The following is a 15,442-nucleotide window of genomic DNA, read 5'->3' as shown; positions in this document are numbered from 1 at the left end:
TCACATCGCGGTACGGGCCGACCACAGCTCCGGGAAGACCACCCGGGACATGCTGCGCTGCAACCACGCCAGACCGGCGGAGCCGCCGCTGCCGACCTTGGCGCCCATCGTCCGCTGCACCGCCTTGACGTGGTTCCAGCGCCAGTCACCGAACTCCTCGGCGACGCCGCTGAGTGCCTCGCCGAGCAGGCGCAGGTGGTTGTCCGGGCCGGTGTCGGCGTAGATCCGTACCCAGGCCGCCTCGACCGACGGCTGCGGGTCGTGCTCCACCGCGACGTCCCGGTCGAGCAGCTCGGCGGGGAGGTCGAAGCCACGCCGGGCGAGCAGCGCGACCACGTCGTCCCAGAGGCTCGGGGCGGCCAGCGCGGCGCTCAGCGCGGCGTGCACCTCGGTCTGCCGGCGGAAGGGCCGGATCAGCGCCGGGTCGCGCAGCCCGAGCAGGAATTCCAGGTGGCGGTACATCGCCGACTGGAAGCCGGAGCCCTCGCCGAGCAGGTTGCGGAACCTGTTGAAGTCGGCAGGCGTCATCCAGCGCAGCCCCTGCCAGGCGGCGTTGAGCCCCTCCAGGTGCAGGGTGGCGCGGCGCAGCGGGGCCACCGCGTTCCAGACCTGGTCGGCGCGCAGCAGGCGCTGGGTCTCCCGTAGCTCGTGGCAGGTCAGCCCGAAGTACAACTCCATGATCTGGCTGACCATCAGGAAGGACATCTCGCCGGGGTCGTCGCTGAGGGGCTGCTGCAGCTTGTGCAGCGCGCTGGCCCGCACGTACGCGTCGTAGGGCACCAGGTCGGCGAATTCCAGGGTGGGCTCGCCACCGTTGCGCGCGGCACGGGCGGCCCGCTGTCGTGGGGTCACCGGCCGCACCGAGGCGGGGCGGTTCGGCGCCCGCCGTTCCGTCTGATCCACCAGTCGTCTCCCTCCCCCGGACGTGTCGACGTCATGATCTCGCGGTCGGATCGACCTACGGAATGCCGGATCAACGGCTCTCGCCGCGATGTCTTGACGAACCGAAGGCAACTAGGCGAATCTGCTTCACGAAAGTAAGGTCTGAGCGTGGACGACATGGACTGGGCGCTGCTGCGCGAGTTGCAGGCCGACGCACGGCTCTCCTTCAGCGAGCTGTCCCGGCGGGTGCACCTGTCCCCACCGGCCGTCGCCGAGCGGGTTCGCCGGCTGGAGGAGGCCGGGGTCGTCACCGGCTACCACGCCCACGTCGACCTGACCCGGGCCGGCCGCACAGTGGTCGCGCTGATCCGGATGTCCTGCTACGGCGCGCGCTGCATCCTGCACGACCCGGCGGTGGCCGGCTGGCCGGAGATCCTGGAGATCCACCGCATCACCGGCGACGCGTGCAGCATGCTCAAGGTGGCCGCCGGCTCGATCGGCGACTTCGAGGCGGTCATCGACCGGCTCGCCCCGTACGGCCAGCCGTCGAGCACGATGGTCCTCTCCTCCCCGCTCGACTGGCAACCGATCACTGCCCTCCCCTCCCCCCGCCGCGGCTGAGGCGGGTTTGGCCCCGAGCCAGCGGGAAAGCAGCGCCGTGCCCAGGGGACGCCCTTCCCTCCGTCCGGAGTGCCGCCTCGCGGCGCGGAGGCGGAATGAGGGGCGGAGGTTCCGGCGGTCGTCGCCGGTTGGGGGGAAATCATGCAGGGAATCCGCACGATCAACCGTGCGCTCTCGTCCGCACTGACACTGGTTGCGCTGGTCGGGGCGTTCGTCCTGATGTCGGTGGCGCCGGCGCGCGCCGGCGAGAACATCTTCGTCGAGGTGACGCCGAACAGCGCCCAGGCTGGCAGCCGGGTCAGCATCAAGGCGAGCTGCGACAACGACAACAACAACCGCCAGTCCACCGTGCGCTCCGACGCGTTCGGGAACGTGATGCTCAGACCGGACAAAGGCTTCCTGACCGGGCAGGCCACCATCCCGCGCGACAAGCCGGCCGGCGACTACCCGGTCGACCTGCGTTGCGAGAACGGCCAGACGGCCTCGACCACGCTCACCGTGCTGAACATGGCCTCACCCAGCAAGGGACCGGCGACCGGGGGCGGCGGGACGGCCGGCGGTCGTGGCACCGGCTCGTTGCTGGTGCTCGGCGGCGTGGCGCTTGTCGCCACCGCTGTCGCACTCGGAATGGCGGGCGGCCGACGTCGGACCGGAGCCGGCTCCTGAGCCGGGTGACCAATGACCCGCAGATCCGCGCGTGCGCGGCCGGACCGCCGCGCCCGCTTCCGGGCCGGGCCGCTGCTGCGCGCCTCCGGCCGGCTGGTGGCCCGCGCCTCCGGCCGGCTGGGTCGGGTCGCCGGGCAGGCCGGGTCGGCAAGCGTCGCCACCCCGGATCCGGCCGTCGCCCCGCTGCCGCCGCGCCCGGCCGGATCACGGTCGTTCCGACCCCGTTTCGGTACGGGACCGGGGCTTCCGGTGCTGGCCATCGCCGCGGTGATGGTGCTGATCGTGGCGATGCTCGGCGTCGAGCAGGTGACCGGGATGAGCCTGCTACCCGACCGGCTCAGCGCCGGCTTCCGACCGCCGCCGAAGAAGTTCCCGGTGCTGACGGCCAGCCGCCCGACCGGCCTCGCCATCGAGAAGATCGACCTGCGGGCGCCCGTGCACGACGTGGGCATCGCACCGGACGGCACCATCGCCGTGCCGGACGCGGCCCGCGCCCAGGAGGCCGGCTGGTACGACAAGGGGCCAACCCCCGGCCAGTACGGCCCGGCGGTGATTGTCGGGCACGTCGACACCACGAGCGGGCCGGCGGTCTTCCACCAGCTCCGCGAACTGCGCGACGGCGACCAGATCGAGGTCACCCGCACCGACCGCAGCGTGGCGGTCTTCGAGGTGAACTCGGTGGAGAAGTTCGACAAGGGCCGACTGCCGGTGGACGAGGTGTACGGCGACTTCAGCCACCCGAGCCTTCGACTGATCACCTGCGGCGGCCAGTGGGTCGGCGGCGAGACCGGCTACTCCGACAACGTGGTGGTGTTCGCCTCGTTGATCAAGGCGCGCGATGGTGGTTGACCGTCGTCCAGGTAGTCGGCGAGGCGGGCGGCCCCGGTGAGCATGGCCCGGCCGCGCTCGGTGAGCCGTTCCCGCCACCGGCCCAGCGACGCGGCGAGCGGTTCGGCGCCGCCCGCGCCACGCACCTGACGCAGCACGCCGGCGATGTGGTCGAGCCGGTAACCGCCGCGGCGCAACAGGTGGGCGAGTTCGGCGTCGCGGACGTCGTCCGGGAGGTAGACCCGGTAGTGGGTCGCCGGATCGCGCACCGGCCGCAGCACCCCGGCCCGCTCCCACTTGCGCAGCGTGGCGGGCCCAACGCCGAGGCGGTGGGCCAGCACGCTGACGGACACGGCTTTGCGGGTCGGCGGTTGCGGCCGCGTGGCGGTGAGCGTCGCCACCGCCGTCTCGACCGCGTCCAGGGTCTCCCGGTCGCGCTGGAGCAGGGCATGACCGTCGTCGATGGTGCGCAACGCCGTGTCGATCTCGCCCCGGTTGACGGCCCGCATGATCGTCCCGCTTGCCGCGTAGCCGTGCCCCGCGATCAACGCGAGATAGGCACTCAACGCCCTGGCGTGCACATCGGTGAACCGGCGGTAGCCGTTCGCCGTGCGCTGGGCGGGCGGCAGGACGCCGTCCCGTTCGTAGTTGCGCACGGCCTGCGCGGAGAGACCGTGGGCACGCGCGAGGTCGATCGGACGGCGTACCACCGGGTTTGAGGGTTGTGAGGCTGTCACCCGTGCTCCATCGCTGCTGAGTCTCAACCGCTGGTTCAACGATACGGTTTATGGAATGCCAGCTTTTCTCGACCTGCTCGCGGTATCCCCGGACCTGCTCGCGCTCGGCGAGCCGACGCACGGCGAGTCCGCCTTCCTCCAACTCCGCAACGACGCCCTCATGTCGCTTGCGGAGCACGGCTACCGGTCGATCGCTGTGGAGAGCGACCGGGCGGCCGGGCTGATCGCCGACGAGTTCGTGCAGGGTGGCGCCGTGCCGCTCGACCGGGCGCTCTCCGAAGGGTTCAGCCACGGGTTCGGCGCCCTCCCGGCCAACCGCGACCTCCTGCTGCGGATGCGCGAGTGGAACGTGCGACGGCCGGCCGCCGAACGCCTGACGTTCCACGGCTTCGACGCCCCGTTGGAGCTTGCGAACGCCCCGAGCCCACGGCGGCACCTCACCCGGGTCTGTGACTTCCTCGGCCTCGACCGATCCGCCGAGATCGACGACCTGGTCGGGGACGAGACGCGGTGGAGTGACACGGCCGCGATCTGGGAACCGGGCCGGTCGGTGGGGCGCTCGACCGACGCCCAACGACTGCGGGTGCTCGCCGACGACCTGCTTACCGAGTTGTACCTGCGGGCACCCTGGAAGTCCGCGGGCTGGCCGGCGGCGCTCGTGCACGCCACGTCCGCGGTCGCGGTGCTGCGCTACCACGCGGCGGCCGCCGCCCCGCTTGCGCAGGAGGAACGCTTCGTCCGCTTGGCCGCGGTCCGGGGCGCGCTGATGGCCGAGAACCTGCTCGCGATCCGATCGGCCGAGGCACACCGTGGGCCCACGCTGGTCTTCGGGCACAACACGCACATCCAGCGCCACCCGAGCACGATGACGCTTGCCGGCGCGGAGGTGTCGTGGGCCGGCGCCGGCGCGATCGTCGCGTCACTGCTGGGCGACCGGTACGCGGTGATCGTCGGCAGCCTCGGCGCGAGCCCGGCGCTCGGCATCGGGGCGCCCGCCGCGTCGACCTACGAGGGCAGACTCCAACAGGAGACCGGCATCCCCCGGTACGTGCCGGCGTCCGACATCGAGCCGGCCGAGCAGCGGACGCACGACCACCGCTACTTCCCGCTGGACCGGGCCACCATCGAACACGCAGACGCGGTACTGCACATCCCGACCGGTGTCGACGCGGCAGTGCTCGCCGACCGGATCACCGCGCTGCCCGGCGTCGAGCAGGTCGTGGCGAGCGAGGAGAACGGCTCACCCGAGGCGGCCTGGGGCGACCGGTTCTTCTTCGTCGGCCCGGAGCGCCGTCAGCCGTTCGCCACCATCGTCGAGCACGACGTGCCCGGCTTCGACGAGGCCGCACGGCTGGACCGCCCCGGTGTCTTCCGCCTCAACCTGGACCTGGGCCGAGACGAGTTCGAGCGACTCTTCGGCTTCCCGCCCAAGTCATTCGAGGAGCACCGCGACGTTTTCGACTTCGCCCGGCTCGACACCCTCACGCCGCACCCTGGCTACGCGCTCCACGGCTTCGCCAGCATCGTCATGCCCGGCCCGCAACTGCTGCCCGAGATCGACCGGCTGCTGGCGGTCGCGCACGGTCGAGCAGTCGACCGCCACGAGCGCGCCACACGCCGGGCGACCCACCCGCAACCCGGAGCCTGACCGCGTCGTTCGCCGTCAGGCGGCGGCTTCCGGCTCCCGCAGGTCGAGCCAGTCGGCCCAGCGGGGGTCGGGGGCGCGGTGCCCGAGCACCCGCCAGGCGGTGCCCTTCGGCGCGGCGGGCAGCGCGTGCAACCGCCACCCCATCTCGGCGGGCGTCTTGTCGCCCTTGGTGTGGTTGCACCTGGCACACGCGGCGACCACGTTCTCCCAGGCGTGCCGGCCACCCCGGCTGCGAGGAAAGACATGGTCGATGGTCTCGGCCGGCCCGCGACAGTAGGCGCACCGCCACCCGTCCCGGGCGAAGATCGCCCGCCGGGACAACCCGACGTGCGTCCGGTACGGCACGCGGACGAAGCGGGTCAGCCGGACCACCGATGGCACCGGGAGCGCGTCGCGAGCGCTGTGCAGGATGCCATCGCCGTCGGCGACGCAGACCGCCTTGGCGGAGAGCACGAGGATCGCGGCGCGGCGCACCGACACGACACACAGCGGCTCGTAGGTGGCGTTGAGGACCAACGCGCCGGAGCCCACCGTGGGTCGTATGTCAGGCATCGCGATCACCCTCCCGGTTCAGCGGCTGCTGCGTACCGCCGTCGACCGAGGTCGGGGCATGACCACCCACACGGTCGACGCCGGGCCGATCACCGACGTCCGTTGCGCCAATAGTCCCTGATCGGACCCCGGATTGCACGTACTAATCCAGGGCCGGGTACGAAGCTCTCTCCCGCACCTGTCACGATGGCCGGTTCGCCCCGATCCGGCCACGCCCTCGGCGGCAGGTCACCCGGCCGGTGGGTCGCCCGTGGGCACCCGGGCTCCTTGCGGTACGAAGACAGGGTGAGTGCCGCAAGCGTGACGCCCCTTGCCCTGTCCACCGTCGGGTCGGTGAACTGCCAGGGCAGTTCCTCGTGCGAGTTCCTGTTCAGAATGACCAAATCGGCCTGGTTCGCCGAGGGCAGTTACTGGATCCTGCTCAAGCCGCTACGGGTGCTGCTGATCCTGGCGCTGGCGATGGTGGCCCGCTGGGCGGTGCACCGCACGATCAACCGGTTGGTCCGGACGACGACCGACGGCGCGGTGCCGACGATGCTGCGGCCGCTGCGCGAGCGGGTGCCCAGCGCGGCCGTCGATCCGACCGAGTTCGTGCCCGAGCGGCGACGGCAGCGGGCCGAGGCGATCGGCTCGGTGTTGCGCAGCCTGACCACCGCGTTCGTCTTCGGCATCGCGCTGCTGATGATCCTGCGTGAGTTCAGCTTCGACCTGGCCCCGCTGCTGGCCAGCGCGGGGATTGCCGGCGTCGCGCTCGGTTTCGGCGCACAGAGCCTGGTCAAGGACCTGATCGCCGGCCTGTTCATGCTCATCGAGGATCAGTACGGCGTGGGCGACAACGTCGACCTGGGCGAGGCGATGGGCGTGGTCGAGGCGGTCGGGCTACGGGTGACCACAGTGCGCGACGGTCGCGGAGTGCTCTGGTACATCCGCAACGGCGAGATCATCCGGGTGGGCAACAAGAGCCAGGGCTGGGCACTCGTGGTGGTGGACCTGCCGATCGGGTTCAACAGCACCGAGGAGGCCACCGCCGTCCTGCGGACCGCGGCCGCCTCGGTCGCGATGGACCCGGAGCTGTCACCGGAGATCGTCGAGGCGCCGGAGGTGCTCGGTGTCGAGCAGGTGACGGTGGACGGTGCGGTCATCCGGACGGTGGTGAAGACGACCGCGGACGGGCAGTTCGCGGTGGGCCGGGAATTGCGTCGGCGACTGGCGGAGGCGCTGGAGAACTCGGGGATCACCGCGCAGATCGCCGCGGCCCGCATCTTTCCCGGGCTTCCCACCCGACCCCTGCCGGACGGTGAAACTGGTCAGGGCGGTGCCACCTGACCCACCCGTCATTGTCCTCGGATTCAGGGGTCGCGAGCCGCCCGGCCCCTCAGGTATCGTCCGTTCGTTCAGTCGGGGAAGCGACGAATGACCCGTTCGACCTAGCTAGTTGTCAGACGATCGGGCAGAATCCGGAGCACGCGTTCCCGCCAAAGCGTGATCACAACCTCGCTGATCCGTAGATCTGACGAGCGCTTCCGGCCGGGCTGCCACGAGCGGTCGACCCGGAGGCCGATGGAGGCGACGGTGCCCGACGAGCGACCTTCCGCGGAAGGCCCAGCTACTTTTCGCGAAGTGTTCGCCCAGCACGAGTTCCGCGCCGTCTTCATGGCGGGCGCTCTCTCCTGGGTCGGCGATTACGTCGCGAAGGCCGCCGTCACCCTGCTCGTCTACCAGAAGACCGAATCGGTCGGGCTCTCCGCGGCTGCCTTCGCTGTCAGTTTCCTGCCCTGGCTGCTCGGTGGTCCGGTGCTCGCCGCACTCGCGGAGCGGTACCCGTACCGGCGGGTGATGGTGGCGTGTGACCTCATCCGGATGGCGCTGATGCTGCTCATCGCCATCCCGCAACTGCCGTACCAGGCGGTGCTGGTGCTCATCTTCGCCGCCACCCTGGCCAACCCGCCGAGCCAGGCGGCGAAGTCCGCGTTGATGCCGCAGATGCTCGCCGGGGATCGGCTGGTGCTCGGGCTGTCGCTGAACAGCAGTGTGGGGCAGGCGGCCCAGATCGTCGGGTACGTGCTCGGTGCCGCGGTCGCCTCGATCGACCCGCAGGTCGCGCTGCTGTTCAACGCGGCCACGTTCGGCGTCTCGGCGCTGCTGGTCCGCCTCGGCGTGCGCAACCGCTCGGCGGTGCCGAACCCGGGGCAGCGCAGCCACCTGCTCCAGGAGACCCGCCAGGGCTTCACCATCGTGTTCGGCACGCCGGTGCTGCGGGCGATCGCGGTGCTGGTGTTCAGCGCGATGCTCTTCTCGATCCTCCCCGAAGGGTTGGCCGTGGGGTGGGCCAACGAGGAGGGCCACGGCGACATGAGCGCGAGCACGGCCCAAGCAGTGATCATGGTGGCCAGCCCTGTCGGTTTCATCCTCGGCGGGTTGCTGGTGAGCCGCCTGTTCGGGCCGGCCCGCCGGCTCAAGCTGATGCGGCCGCTCGCGGTGCTCGCCCCACTGGTGCTGGTGCCGACGTTGCTCGATCCGCCCCCGCTGGCGGTGGCACTGCTTGCCGCTCTCTGCGGGTTCGCGGTCGCCGGCATGCTGCCGATGGCAAACGGGCTCTTCGTCCAGGCCCTGCCCAACGGCTTCCGGGCCCGCGCCTTCGGGGTGATGGCGACCGGTGTCCAGGTCATTCAAGGTTTGGCGGTGCTGGCCACCGGGTTGATCGCCGACCACTTCGACAACATCCCCTTCGTGGTGGGGCTGTGGAGCGCCGCCGGCGTGGTGCTGATGGCGGTGGCCGCGCTGCGCTGGCCGGATCGGCAGGCGTTCAACGAAGCGATCGCGGCGGCCACGGCGGCCAACGCCGAGCCGCCCGAGCAAACCGACGACGAGACCACCGGCGGCACGGCGGCAGGCCCGCCCGAGCCGCGTACCGAGGACGGCCACCGCCGGCACGCGGTCACCTGACCGGCACACCCGTCCGGACCCGGGCGGGCTGGGCGCACGGCATCGGCCCGGCGTGATCCGACGCACGGTGCTCGGGTCGGTCTGGCGCACGACGCACCTGGCAGGATGGAACGGTGAACCCCGCAGGTGAATCCGAGCGTCCCGGTGCTTCGACGACCCTCTTCGAAGCGGTCGGCGGCGAGCCCACCTTCCGCAGGCTGGTCGACGAGTTCTATGCCGGCGTCGCCACCGATCCTCTGCTGCGGCCGATGTACCCGGAGGAGGACCTGGGCCCGGCCGCGGATCGGATGACCCTGTTCCTGATGCAGTACTGGGGTGGACCGAACACGTACTCCGCCCAGCGCGGCCACCCGCGACTGCGGATGCGGCACGCGCCGTTCCGGATCGGCGCGGCCGAGCGGGACGCCTGGCTACGGAACATGCGCCGCGCCGTGGACCGGCTCGACCTCGAACCGGAGATCGCCACCACGCTCTGGGACTACCTGGAGCGGGCCGCGTACTTCATGGTCAACGCCGAGGAGGACCCGGCCATCGGCGGCTGATCACCGGGCCGAGGCAGCGTCAGAGCAACGCACCCTCGTCGTGCAGCCAGTCCACGAAGCTCGTGGCGACCGCCGCGCCGCAGTCGAGCATCTCGACAAGCAGCGCGTCGTGGGTGCCGGCGCCGAGTGGCACCTGAAGCTCCGCGTAGATCGGCAGTTGCCCGCGCTCCGTCGGGTCGCCGATGTACGCCTTGCAGAACCGGCGGGTGTGGTTCCACTCGTTGACCACCCGGTAGGCCCGGTCGGCCCAGTCCGGCGGGACCGTGGCGTGCGGGCGTGCCCGCATGACCAGGATCTCGTCCTCTGGCCCTTCGAGGGTGACAAGCACTGCGTGCCGCTCCCACATGGCCAGCAGGTTGCCGTCGCCGTCGGCCAGGTAGCGCACGTCGAGCAGGTCGAGTGCGTCGCAGACGCGGCGCAGACTCACCGGCTCCACGGTGGCCAGCATCTCGGTCAGCACCGGTCGCTCGTTGGAAGGGCAGTCGTCCCCCGGCTGCCGAGGGTTGGGCGGTCCGACCCGGACCGCGCTCTCCACTGTGATCCCGCTTCGGGTTTCCGGATCGCCGCCGTCGGCGGGACCGGGGCGCCATGACCACCACGGCATCGCTCGCGCACCTCACTCCCCAGCGGATCCAGTCGCCTACGGTGCGTTGGATCCGAGCATGGACGGTACCCGGACAGCCGAGTTGAAGCACCCCCCCAACGACCGCCCCAGCCCAGAAGAATGAGCAGGGGTCATCCGTTCGGACGAGTACCGAGGGGTGTCACCGCAAGATCCGTGGCCGTCTGCAACCAAGCCGCTCCGTATGGTCCCACCAGGCCAACCCAACGTCCGGCCACCCGGACCTGAACGGTCGCCCCGCCGTGGCCGGTGGCCGGACCGTCGGCGGCACCGAGGAAGCCCATCCGGACCAACCCCTGCACCAGCCGTTGCGACACCTCGACCGGCTGGGCGGGCGACCCGTCCGGCGTGACGAGCACCGCCACGTGGTCGAGCAGCGCGTCCCGCAGCGCCCGCTGACCCACCGCGCGGCCGGCCACACCCTGCTCGCTCGCCGTACGCAGGGTGCCCGCCGCCGCGTCCGCGATCCGCCGCAGCTCGGCGACGGGCAGCGCCTCCACCGTCCGGCTACGCGCCGGGGGCAGCGGCCACCGCCACTGCGCGTCCCGGCGGACCGGCCGCGCCGGACCACCGCGTTCCAGCTCGGCGAGCAGCTCAGCGGCGGCCACCGTGACGTCCTCGGCGCTGCCGTCGGCCGGCTCGGCGGCCACCGTCCGGACCACCAGGACCTGCCACGGCAGACGGGCCCACAGGGCGATCCGACCGGGCACATTGGCCCCCCGCAACCGGACCGGCGCGACCGGATCCAGCCGGACCAGCCGGGCCAGGAAGGCACCCGCGTCGGCCACCCCGGCCACCCCGTGCGGCGGCGACGACGCCGCCCGTCCCGTGCCCGGCCGGGTCATGCCAGGCCGCCCTGCGGTGCGTAGGTGAGCAGGAAGTCCCGTTCCTCCGGGGTGATCCGGCGAGGCACCTGGCGGGTCAGGTCGAACGGCACCAGCACCGAGCGGGCCCGGCTGGCCAGCACCTCGCCGTCGTACAGCTCGTAGGCGACGGTGAACCGGGAGGCCCGGATCTCCTCCACCCACAGCTCGATACGGACGGTGGGCGCCGCCTCCGCGGTGGCCCGACCGAGCGCGTAGTCGACCGGGCGCAGGTAGTCGACCTCGTGCCGGCGGATCACCACCCCGTCGGCGAACGAGCCGACCCCCCACGCCCGGCCACCGGCGAACATCAACGCCACCCGCGCCTCCTCGTACAGGGTGAGGAAGCGCGAGTTGTTGATGTGCCCGTACGCGTCCAGGTCGGACCAGCGCAGGGTGCAGTGGTAGACGAAGCGGTCAGACACCTTCTCGGCCGGTCAGTCGCGGGTCAGCTTGCGGTAGGTCACCCGGTGCGGCCGGGCAGCCTCCGCGCCGAGGCGGTCGATCTTGTTCTTCTCGTACGCCTCGAAGTTGCCCTCGAACCAGAACCACCGGGACGGGTCCTGGTCGTCGCCCTCCCAGGCCAGGATGTGCGTGGCGACCCGGTCCAGGAACATCCGGTCGTGCGAGATGACCACGGCGCAGCCGGGGAACTCGAGCAGCGCGTTCTCGAGGCTGGACAGCGTCTCCACGTCCAGGTCGTTCGTCGGCTCGTCGAGCAGGATCACGTTGCCGCCGATCTTCAGGGTCAGCGCCAGGTTGAGCCGGTTGCGCTCACCGCCGGAGAGCACCTTGGTCGGCTTCTGCTGGTCCGGTCCCTTGAAGCCGAACGCGGCGATGTACGCCCGCGACGGCATCTCGACCTTGCCCACCATCAGGTAGTCAAGCCCGTCGGAGACGACCTCCCAGACGGTCTTGTCGCCGTTGAGGCCCTCGCGGTTCTGGTCGACGTACGACAGCGAGACCGTCTCGCCGACCCGCACCGACCCGCCGGTCGGCTGCTCCAGCCCGACGATGGTCTTGAACAGGGTGGTCTTGCCGACGCCGTTGGGGCCGATGATGCCGACGATGCCGTTGCGCGGCAGCGAGAACGACAGGTTGTCGATCAACAGCCGGTCGCCGAAGCCCTTGCTGAGGTTGACCGCCTCGATCACCGTGCTGCCCAGGCGCGGGCCCGGCGGGATCTGGATCTCCTCGAAGTCGAGCTTGCGGGTCTTCTCCGCCTCGTTGGCCATCTCGTCGTACCGGTCCAGGCGGGCCTTGGACTTGGTCTGCCGGGCCTTGGCGTTGGAGCGGACCCACTCCAGCTCCTCGGTGAGGCGCTTCTTCATCTTGGCGTCGCGGCGACCCTCGACGGCCAGCCGGGCGGCCTTCTTCTCCAGGTAGGTGGAGTAGTTGCCCTCGTAGCCGATCGCCCGGCCGCGGTCCAGCTCCAGGATCCAGCCGGCCACGTTGTCGAGGAAGTACCGGTCGTGGGTGATCGCCATGACGGTGCCGGCGTACTTGGCGAGGTGCTGCTCCAGCCAGGAGACGCTCTCCGCGTCCAGGTGGTTGGTGGGCTCGTCGAGCAGCAGCAGGTCGGGCGCTTCCAGCAGCAGCTTGCAGAGCGCGACCCGGCGACGCTCACCACCGGAGAGCTGGGTCACGTCGGCGTCCGGCGGCGGGCAGCGCAGGGCGTCCATGGCCAGTTCGAGCTTGGAGTCGACGTCCCAGGCGTCGAGGTGGTCCAGCTCCTCCTGGAGCTTGCCCATCTCCTCCATCAGTTCGTCGGAGTAGTCGGTCGCCATCTGCTCGGCGATCTTGTTGAACCGCTCCAGCTTGGCCTTGGTCTCGGCAACCGCCTCCTCGACGTTGCCGAGCACGGTCTTGGCCTCGTTGAGCGGGGGCTCCTGGGCGAGCATGCCGACGGTGTAGCCGGGCATGAGCCGGGCCTCGCCGTTGCTCGGCTTGTCCAGTCCTGCCATGATCTTGAGGAGGCTGGACTTACCGGCGCCGTTCGGACCGAGCACACCGATCTTGGCTCCCGGCAGGAAGCTCAACGTCACGTTGTCGAGCACGACCTTGTCGCCGTGCGCCTTGCGGGCCTTTTCCAGGACGTAGATGTACTGGGCCACGGTGCGGGCTACCTCCGTCGGTTGCTGTCGCTGATCGGCGGCGCGGCGCGGGCTGCGACTACCGCCCGCCGCCGCCGGCCGGGAGCCGGCCACGCGCACGCCATCGTCAATCCTGACAGGTACGCCGCGCTTCGCCCACATCACCCCGCCCCAGGAGTACGCGGGCGCGCCGCGTTGCCGACCGTGGTATCACCCGCTAGCGTCCTTGGTATGACCAAGAAGATCGCCATCAGCGTGCCGGATGACGTGGCTGAGCGGCTGGCCGAGGAATCCAACGTCTCCGCCTTCATCACCGACTCCGTTCGTCAGCGGATGGCTGGCGAGCGCACGCGGCGGGCGCTCCGACAGGTGGGCTTCCAACTCACGGACGAAGGCCTTGCCGAGGCAGGCAGAAAGCTCGACGAGGCGCGCGCGAAGATCACCCCGGAGCTGCGGGCCAAGGCAGCAGCCCTGCTGGGTGAGGCCTCTCGCGGGCGGATGACTATTCGTGACTGAGGCCGGCCTCGTCCTCGACACAGGATGCCTCCTCGGCTACTCCGAAGGCATGGAGGCGGTCGGTGAGCAGATCGCGAAAGTCGCGGACAAGGGGCAGAGTGTGATCGTCCCGGCGCTCTGCCTGGCAGCCGCGTATCGCCAGGTGTCCAGCGACGGCTGGCCACTGCTCGACATCGTCGGCGATTTGGATCAGGTCATGGTCACGCCCGTCGAGCACGACATGTGCGCCATTCTCGGCGGCTGGTCGCGAACCCTCGGCGGCATGGACCTGGCCCAGGCTGCGATGGAGGCGGCTCGGGCGATCACGCCGATCATGACCGACCGGCGGGAGTTGCTCGGCGAGGTGCTGCCCAAGGAATGGCCGATCATCGACCTCTGATCGGCGGGCTGTCGACAAGATCACCCGCAGGATTTCGAGGAGTACGGGGCGGGTAGGAGACTCCGGCACGGGGCACAAGACGCCGCAGCTACGCTCAGTACGCTCATCGCGGTGGACCCGTCAGTACCCGGAGGTGGCCGATCGTGACCGTCCGTAGCTCCTTTGTCGTAGTGGCGAACCGTCTGCCGGTCGACGAGGTGAGCACTCCCGAGGGCCGACAGTGGCGACGCAGCCCTGGCGGGCTGGTCACCGCGCTGCACCCAGTGCTCGCCGAACACCAGGGCACCTGGGTCGGCTGGGCCGGTGGCACCGGCGCCGCCCCCGAGCCGTTCGACCTGGAGGGGATCCGGCTGCACCCGGTCCCGCTGAGCGCCGAGGAGCTGGAGCGCTACTACGAGGGCCAGTCCAACGCGACGATCTGGCCGCTCTACCACGACGCGGTCGAGACACCGGCCTACAAGCGCCGCTGGCGGGAGGCGTACCGCCTGGTCAACGCGCGGTTCGCGGAGGCCGCCGCGGACGTGGCGGCCGAGGGCGCGACGGTCTGGGTGCAGGACTACCAGTTGCAGTTGGTTCCGGCGATGCTCCGTGAGCTGCGCCCGGACCTCCGGATCGGGTTCTTCCTGCACATCCCGTTCCCGCCGATCGAGCTGTTCATGCAGATGCCGTTCCGCACCGAGATCCTGCGCGGCCTGCTCGGCGCCGACCTGGTCGGCTTCCAGCAGCGGCTGGCCGCGCAGAACTTCGTCCGGCTGGCCCGGCACCTGCTCGGGCTGCGCTACGAGGGGCAGATGATCCAGGTCGACGGTCGGCAGGTGAAGGCGGGCGCCTTCCCCATCTCGATCGACACCCAGGAGATGGAGCGGATGGCCGCCGACCCGGCGATCCAGGCTCGGGCCAAGCAGATCCGCGCCGAGTTGGGCGACCCGAAGACGATAATCCTGGGCGTGGACCGGCTTGATTACACCAAGGGCATCGAGTTGCGGCTCAAGGCCTTCCGCGAGTTGCTCTCTGACGGAAAGTTGACAGTTCCCGACGCGGTTATGGTGCAGGTGGCCACGCCCAGTCGCGAGCGGGTCGAGCACTACCAGGCACTTCGGGTCAAGGTCGAGCGCGAGGTTGGCCGGATTAATGGTGAATTCGGCCGGGTCGGCGTGCCGGCCGTGCATTACCTGCATCAGTCGTACAGTCGCAGTGAACTGGCCGCGATGTACGTTGCCGCCGACGTGATGATGGTGACACCGCTACGCGACGGCATGAACCTGGTAGCCAAGGAGTACGTGGCGTCGCGCGCCGACCAGGGTGGCGCGCTCGTGCTCAGTGAGTTCGCTGGCGCCGCAACGGAGCTGCGTCAGGCATTTCTGTGTAACCCGCACGACCCGGACGCGGTCAAGGACGCCCTGCTCCGGGCCGTGCACGTGGAGAAAACCGAGGCACGCCGCCGGATGCGGACAATGCAACGTCACCTGCGTACCCACGACGTGGGCCACTGGGCCAAGTCTTTCCTCTCCGAGCTTGGAGTTCCCGAGGCGGAGGCCGAGTGAACA

Annotated in this window: 17 protein-coding genes; 10 read left to right on the top strand and 7 right to left on the bottom strand. The window is 70.6% G+C overall.

The window, feature by feature from the left end:
* Nucleotides 1–903, bottom strand: a complete 903-nt coding sequence (locus AB0F61_RS23005) for a tryptophan 2,3-dioxygenase family protein (protein ID WP_357812884.1) — start codon at nucleotides 901–903, stop codon at nucleotides 1–3.
* Between the two features lie 147 nt (nucleotides 904–1,050).
* Between AB0F61_RS23005 and AB0F61_RS23000 the strand changes: the two genes are divergently transcribed.
* The 3 genes from AB0F61_RS23000 to AB0F61_RS22990 all read left to right on the top strand — a co-directional run bounded on the left by AB0F61_RS23000 (nucleotide 1,051) and on the right by AB0F61_RS22990 (nucleotide 3,018).
* Nucleotides 1,051–1,503, top strand: a complete 453-nt coding sequence (locus AB0F61_RS23000; protein WP_357812881.1) for an Lrp/AsnC family transcriptional regulator — start codon at nucleotides 1,051–1,053, stop codon at nucleotides 1,501–1,503.
* Between the two features lie 189 nt (nucleotides 1,504–1,692).
* A complete protein-coding gene (locus AB0F61_RS22995) occupies nucleotides 1,693–2,169 on the top strand; it encodes a hypothetical protein (RefSeq protein WP_357812999.1) in 477 nt (158 codons plus the stop codon).
* Between the two features lie 75 nt (nucleotides 2,170–2,244).
* Nucleotides 2,245–3,018 (top strand): class F sortase, encoded by a 774-nt coding sequence (locus AB0F61_RS22990; protein ID WP_357812996.1) that lies wholly within the window; start codon nucleotides 2,245–2,247, stop codon nucleotides 3,016–3,018.
* On the opposite strand, the gene AB0F61_RS22985 is transcribed toward AB0F61_RS22990, so the two are convergent.
* Nucleotides 2,961–3,707, bottom strand: coding sequence for a MerR family transcriptional regulator (locus AB0F61_RS22985; protein WP_357812879.1), 747 nt, complete (start codon nucleotides 3,705–3,707; stop codon nucleotides 2,961–2,963). The genes AB0F61_RS22990 and AB0F61_RS22985 overlap by 58 nt on opposite strands.
* Nucleotides 3,708–3,789: 82 nt before the next feature.
* Here AB0F61_RS22985 and AB0F61_RS22980 point away from each other — a divergent pair, with 82 nt between their 5' ends.
* Nucleotides 3,790–5,382 carry a DUF6194 family protein gene (locus AB0F61_RS22980; protein WP_357812876.1) on the top strand — a complete coding sequence of 531 codons (1,593 nt, stop codon included), beginning with the start codon at nucleotides 3,790–3,792 and terminating at the stop codon, nucleotides 5,380–5,382.
* A 15-nt stretch (nucleotides 5,383–5,397) separates the two neighbouring features.
* Here the strand turns inward: AB0F61_RS22980 and AB0F61_RS22975 are convergent, their stop codons facing one another.
* Nucleotides 5,398–5,934: an HNH endonuclease gene (locus AB0F61_RS22975; RefSeq protein ID WP_030333470.1), complete on the bottom strand. Its 537-nt coding sequence runs from the start codon at nucleotides 5,932–5,934 to the stop codon at nucleotides 5,398–5,400.
* 186 nt (nucleotides 5,935–6,120) lie between these two features.
* On the opposite strand from AB0F61_RS22975, the gene AB0F61_RS22970 reads away from it, so the two are divergent.
* From AB0F61_RS22970 to AB0F61_RS22960, 3 genes are all read left to right on the top strand, one after another.
* Nucleotides 6,121–7,260 (top strand): mechanosensitive ion channel family protein, encoded by a 1,140-nt coding sequence (locus AB0F61_RS22970; RefSeq protein ID WP_357812874.1) that lies wholly within the window; start codon nucleotides 6,121–6,123, stop codon nucleotides 7,258–7,260.
* 234 nt (nucleotides 7,261–7,494) lie between these two features.
* Nucleotides 7,495–8,880 (top strand): MFS transporter, encoded by a 1,386-nt coding sequence (locus tag AB0F61_RS22965; RefSeq protein WP_357812870.1) that lies wholly within the window; start codon nucleotides 7,495–7,497, stop codon nucleotides 8,878–8,880.
* A gap of 113 nt (nucleotides 8,881–8,993) precedes the next feature.
* Nucleotides 8,994–9,422: a globin gene (locus tag AB0F61_RS22960; RefSeq protein ID WP_357812867.1), complete on the top strand. Its 429-nt coding sequence runs from the start codon at nucleotides 8,994–8,996 to the stop codon at nucleotides 9,420–9,422.
* Between the two features lie 19 nt (nucleotides 9,423–9,441).
* On the opposite strand, the gene AB0F61_RS22955 is transcribed toward AB0F61_RS22960, so the two are convergent.
* The 4 genes from AB0F61_RS22955 to ettA form a co-directional block, all read right to left on the bottom strand.
* On the bottom strand, nucleotides 9,442–10,026 hold the full coding sequence (locus tag AB0F61_RS22955) for a YbjN domain-containing protein (protein WP_357812864.1): 585 nt from the start codon (nucleotides 10,024–10,026) through the stop codon (nucleotides 9,442–9,444).
* Between the two features lie 131 nt (nucleotides 10,027–10,157).
* Nucleotides 10,158–10,889, bottom strand: coding sequence for a hypothetical protein (locus AB0F61_RS22950; protein WP_357812861.1), 732 nt, complete (start codon nucleotides 10,887–10,889; stop codon nucleotides 10,158–10,160).
* Nucleotides 10,886–11,332 (bottom strand): thioesterase family protein, encoded by a 447-nt coding sequence (locus tag AB0F61_RS22945; protein ID WP_355029006.1) that lies wholly within the window; start codon nucleotides 11,330–11,332, stop codon nucleotides 10,886–10,888. Before AB0F61_RS22945 ends, AB0F61_RS22950 begins: the two co-directional genes overlap by 4 nt.
* Nucleotides 11,333–11,344: 12 nt before the next feature.
* A complete protein-coding gene (gene ettA, locus AB0F61_RS22940) occupies nucleotides 11,345–13,021 on the bottom strand; it encodes an energy-dependent translational throttle protein EttA (protein ID WP_357812857.1) in 1,677 nt (558 codons plus the stop codon).
* 210 nt (nucleotides 13,022–13,231) lie between these two features.
* Between ettA and AB0F61_RS22935 the strand changes: the two genes are divergently transcribed.
* From AB0F61_RS22935 to AB0F61_RS22925, 3 genes are all read left to right on the top strand, one after another.
* Entirely contained in the window at nucleotides 13,232–13,516 is a 285-nt protein-coding gene (locus AB0F61_RS22935; RefSeq protein ID WP_357812854.1) for a hypothetical protein, read from the top strand.
* Nucleotides 13,509–13,895: a hypothetical protein gene (locus AB0F61_RS22930; RefSeq protein ID WP_357812851.1), complete on the top strand. Its 387-nt coding sequence runs from the start codon at nucleotides 13,509–13,511 to the stop codon at nucleotides 13,893–13,895. Before AB0F61_RS22935 ends, AB0F61_RS22930 begins: the two co-directional genes overlap by 8 nt.
* A 143-nt stretch (nucleotides 13,896–14,038) precedes the next feature.
* Complete coding sequence (locus AB0F61_RS22925) at nucleotides 14,039–15,439, top strand: trehalose-6-phosphate synthase (protein WP_357812849.1); 1,401 nt, start codon at nucleotides 14,039–14,041, stop codon at nucleotides 15,437–15,439.
* Nucleotides 15,440–15,442 lie beyond the last annotated feature (3 nt).

Source organism: Micromonospora sp. NPDC023888 (assembly GCF_040639415.1).
Taxonomy (GTDB): domain Bacteria; phylum Actinomycetota; class Actinomycetes; order Mycobacteriales; family Micromonosporaceae; genus Micromonospora.
The sequence above is the reverse complement of the archived record's forward strand: the minus strand, read 5'-3'. Positions and strand labels throughout refer to the sequence as shown.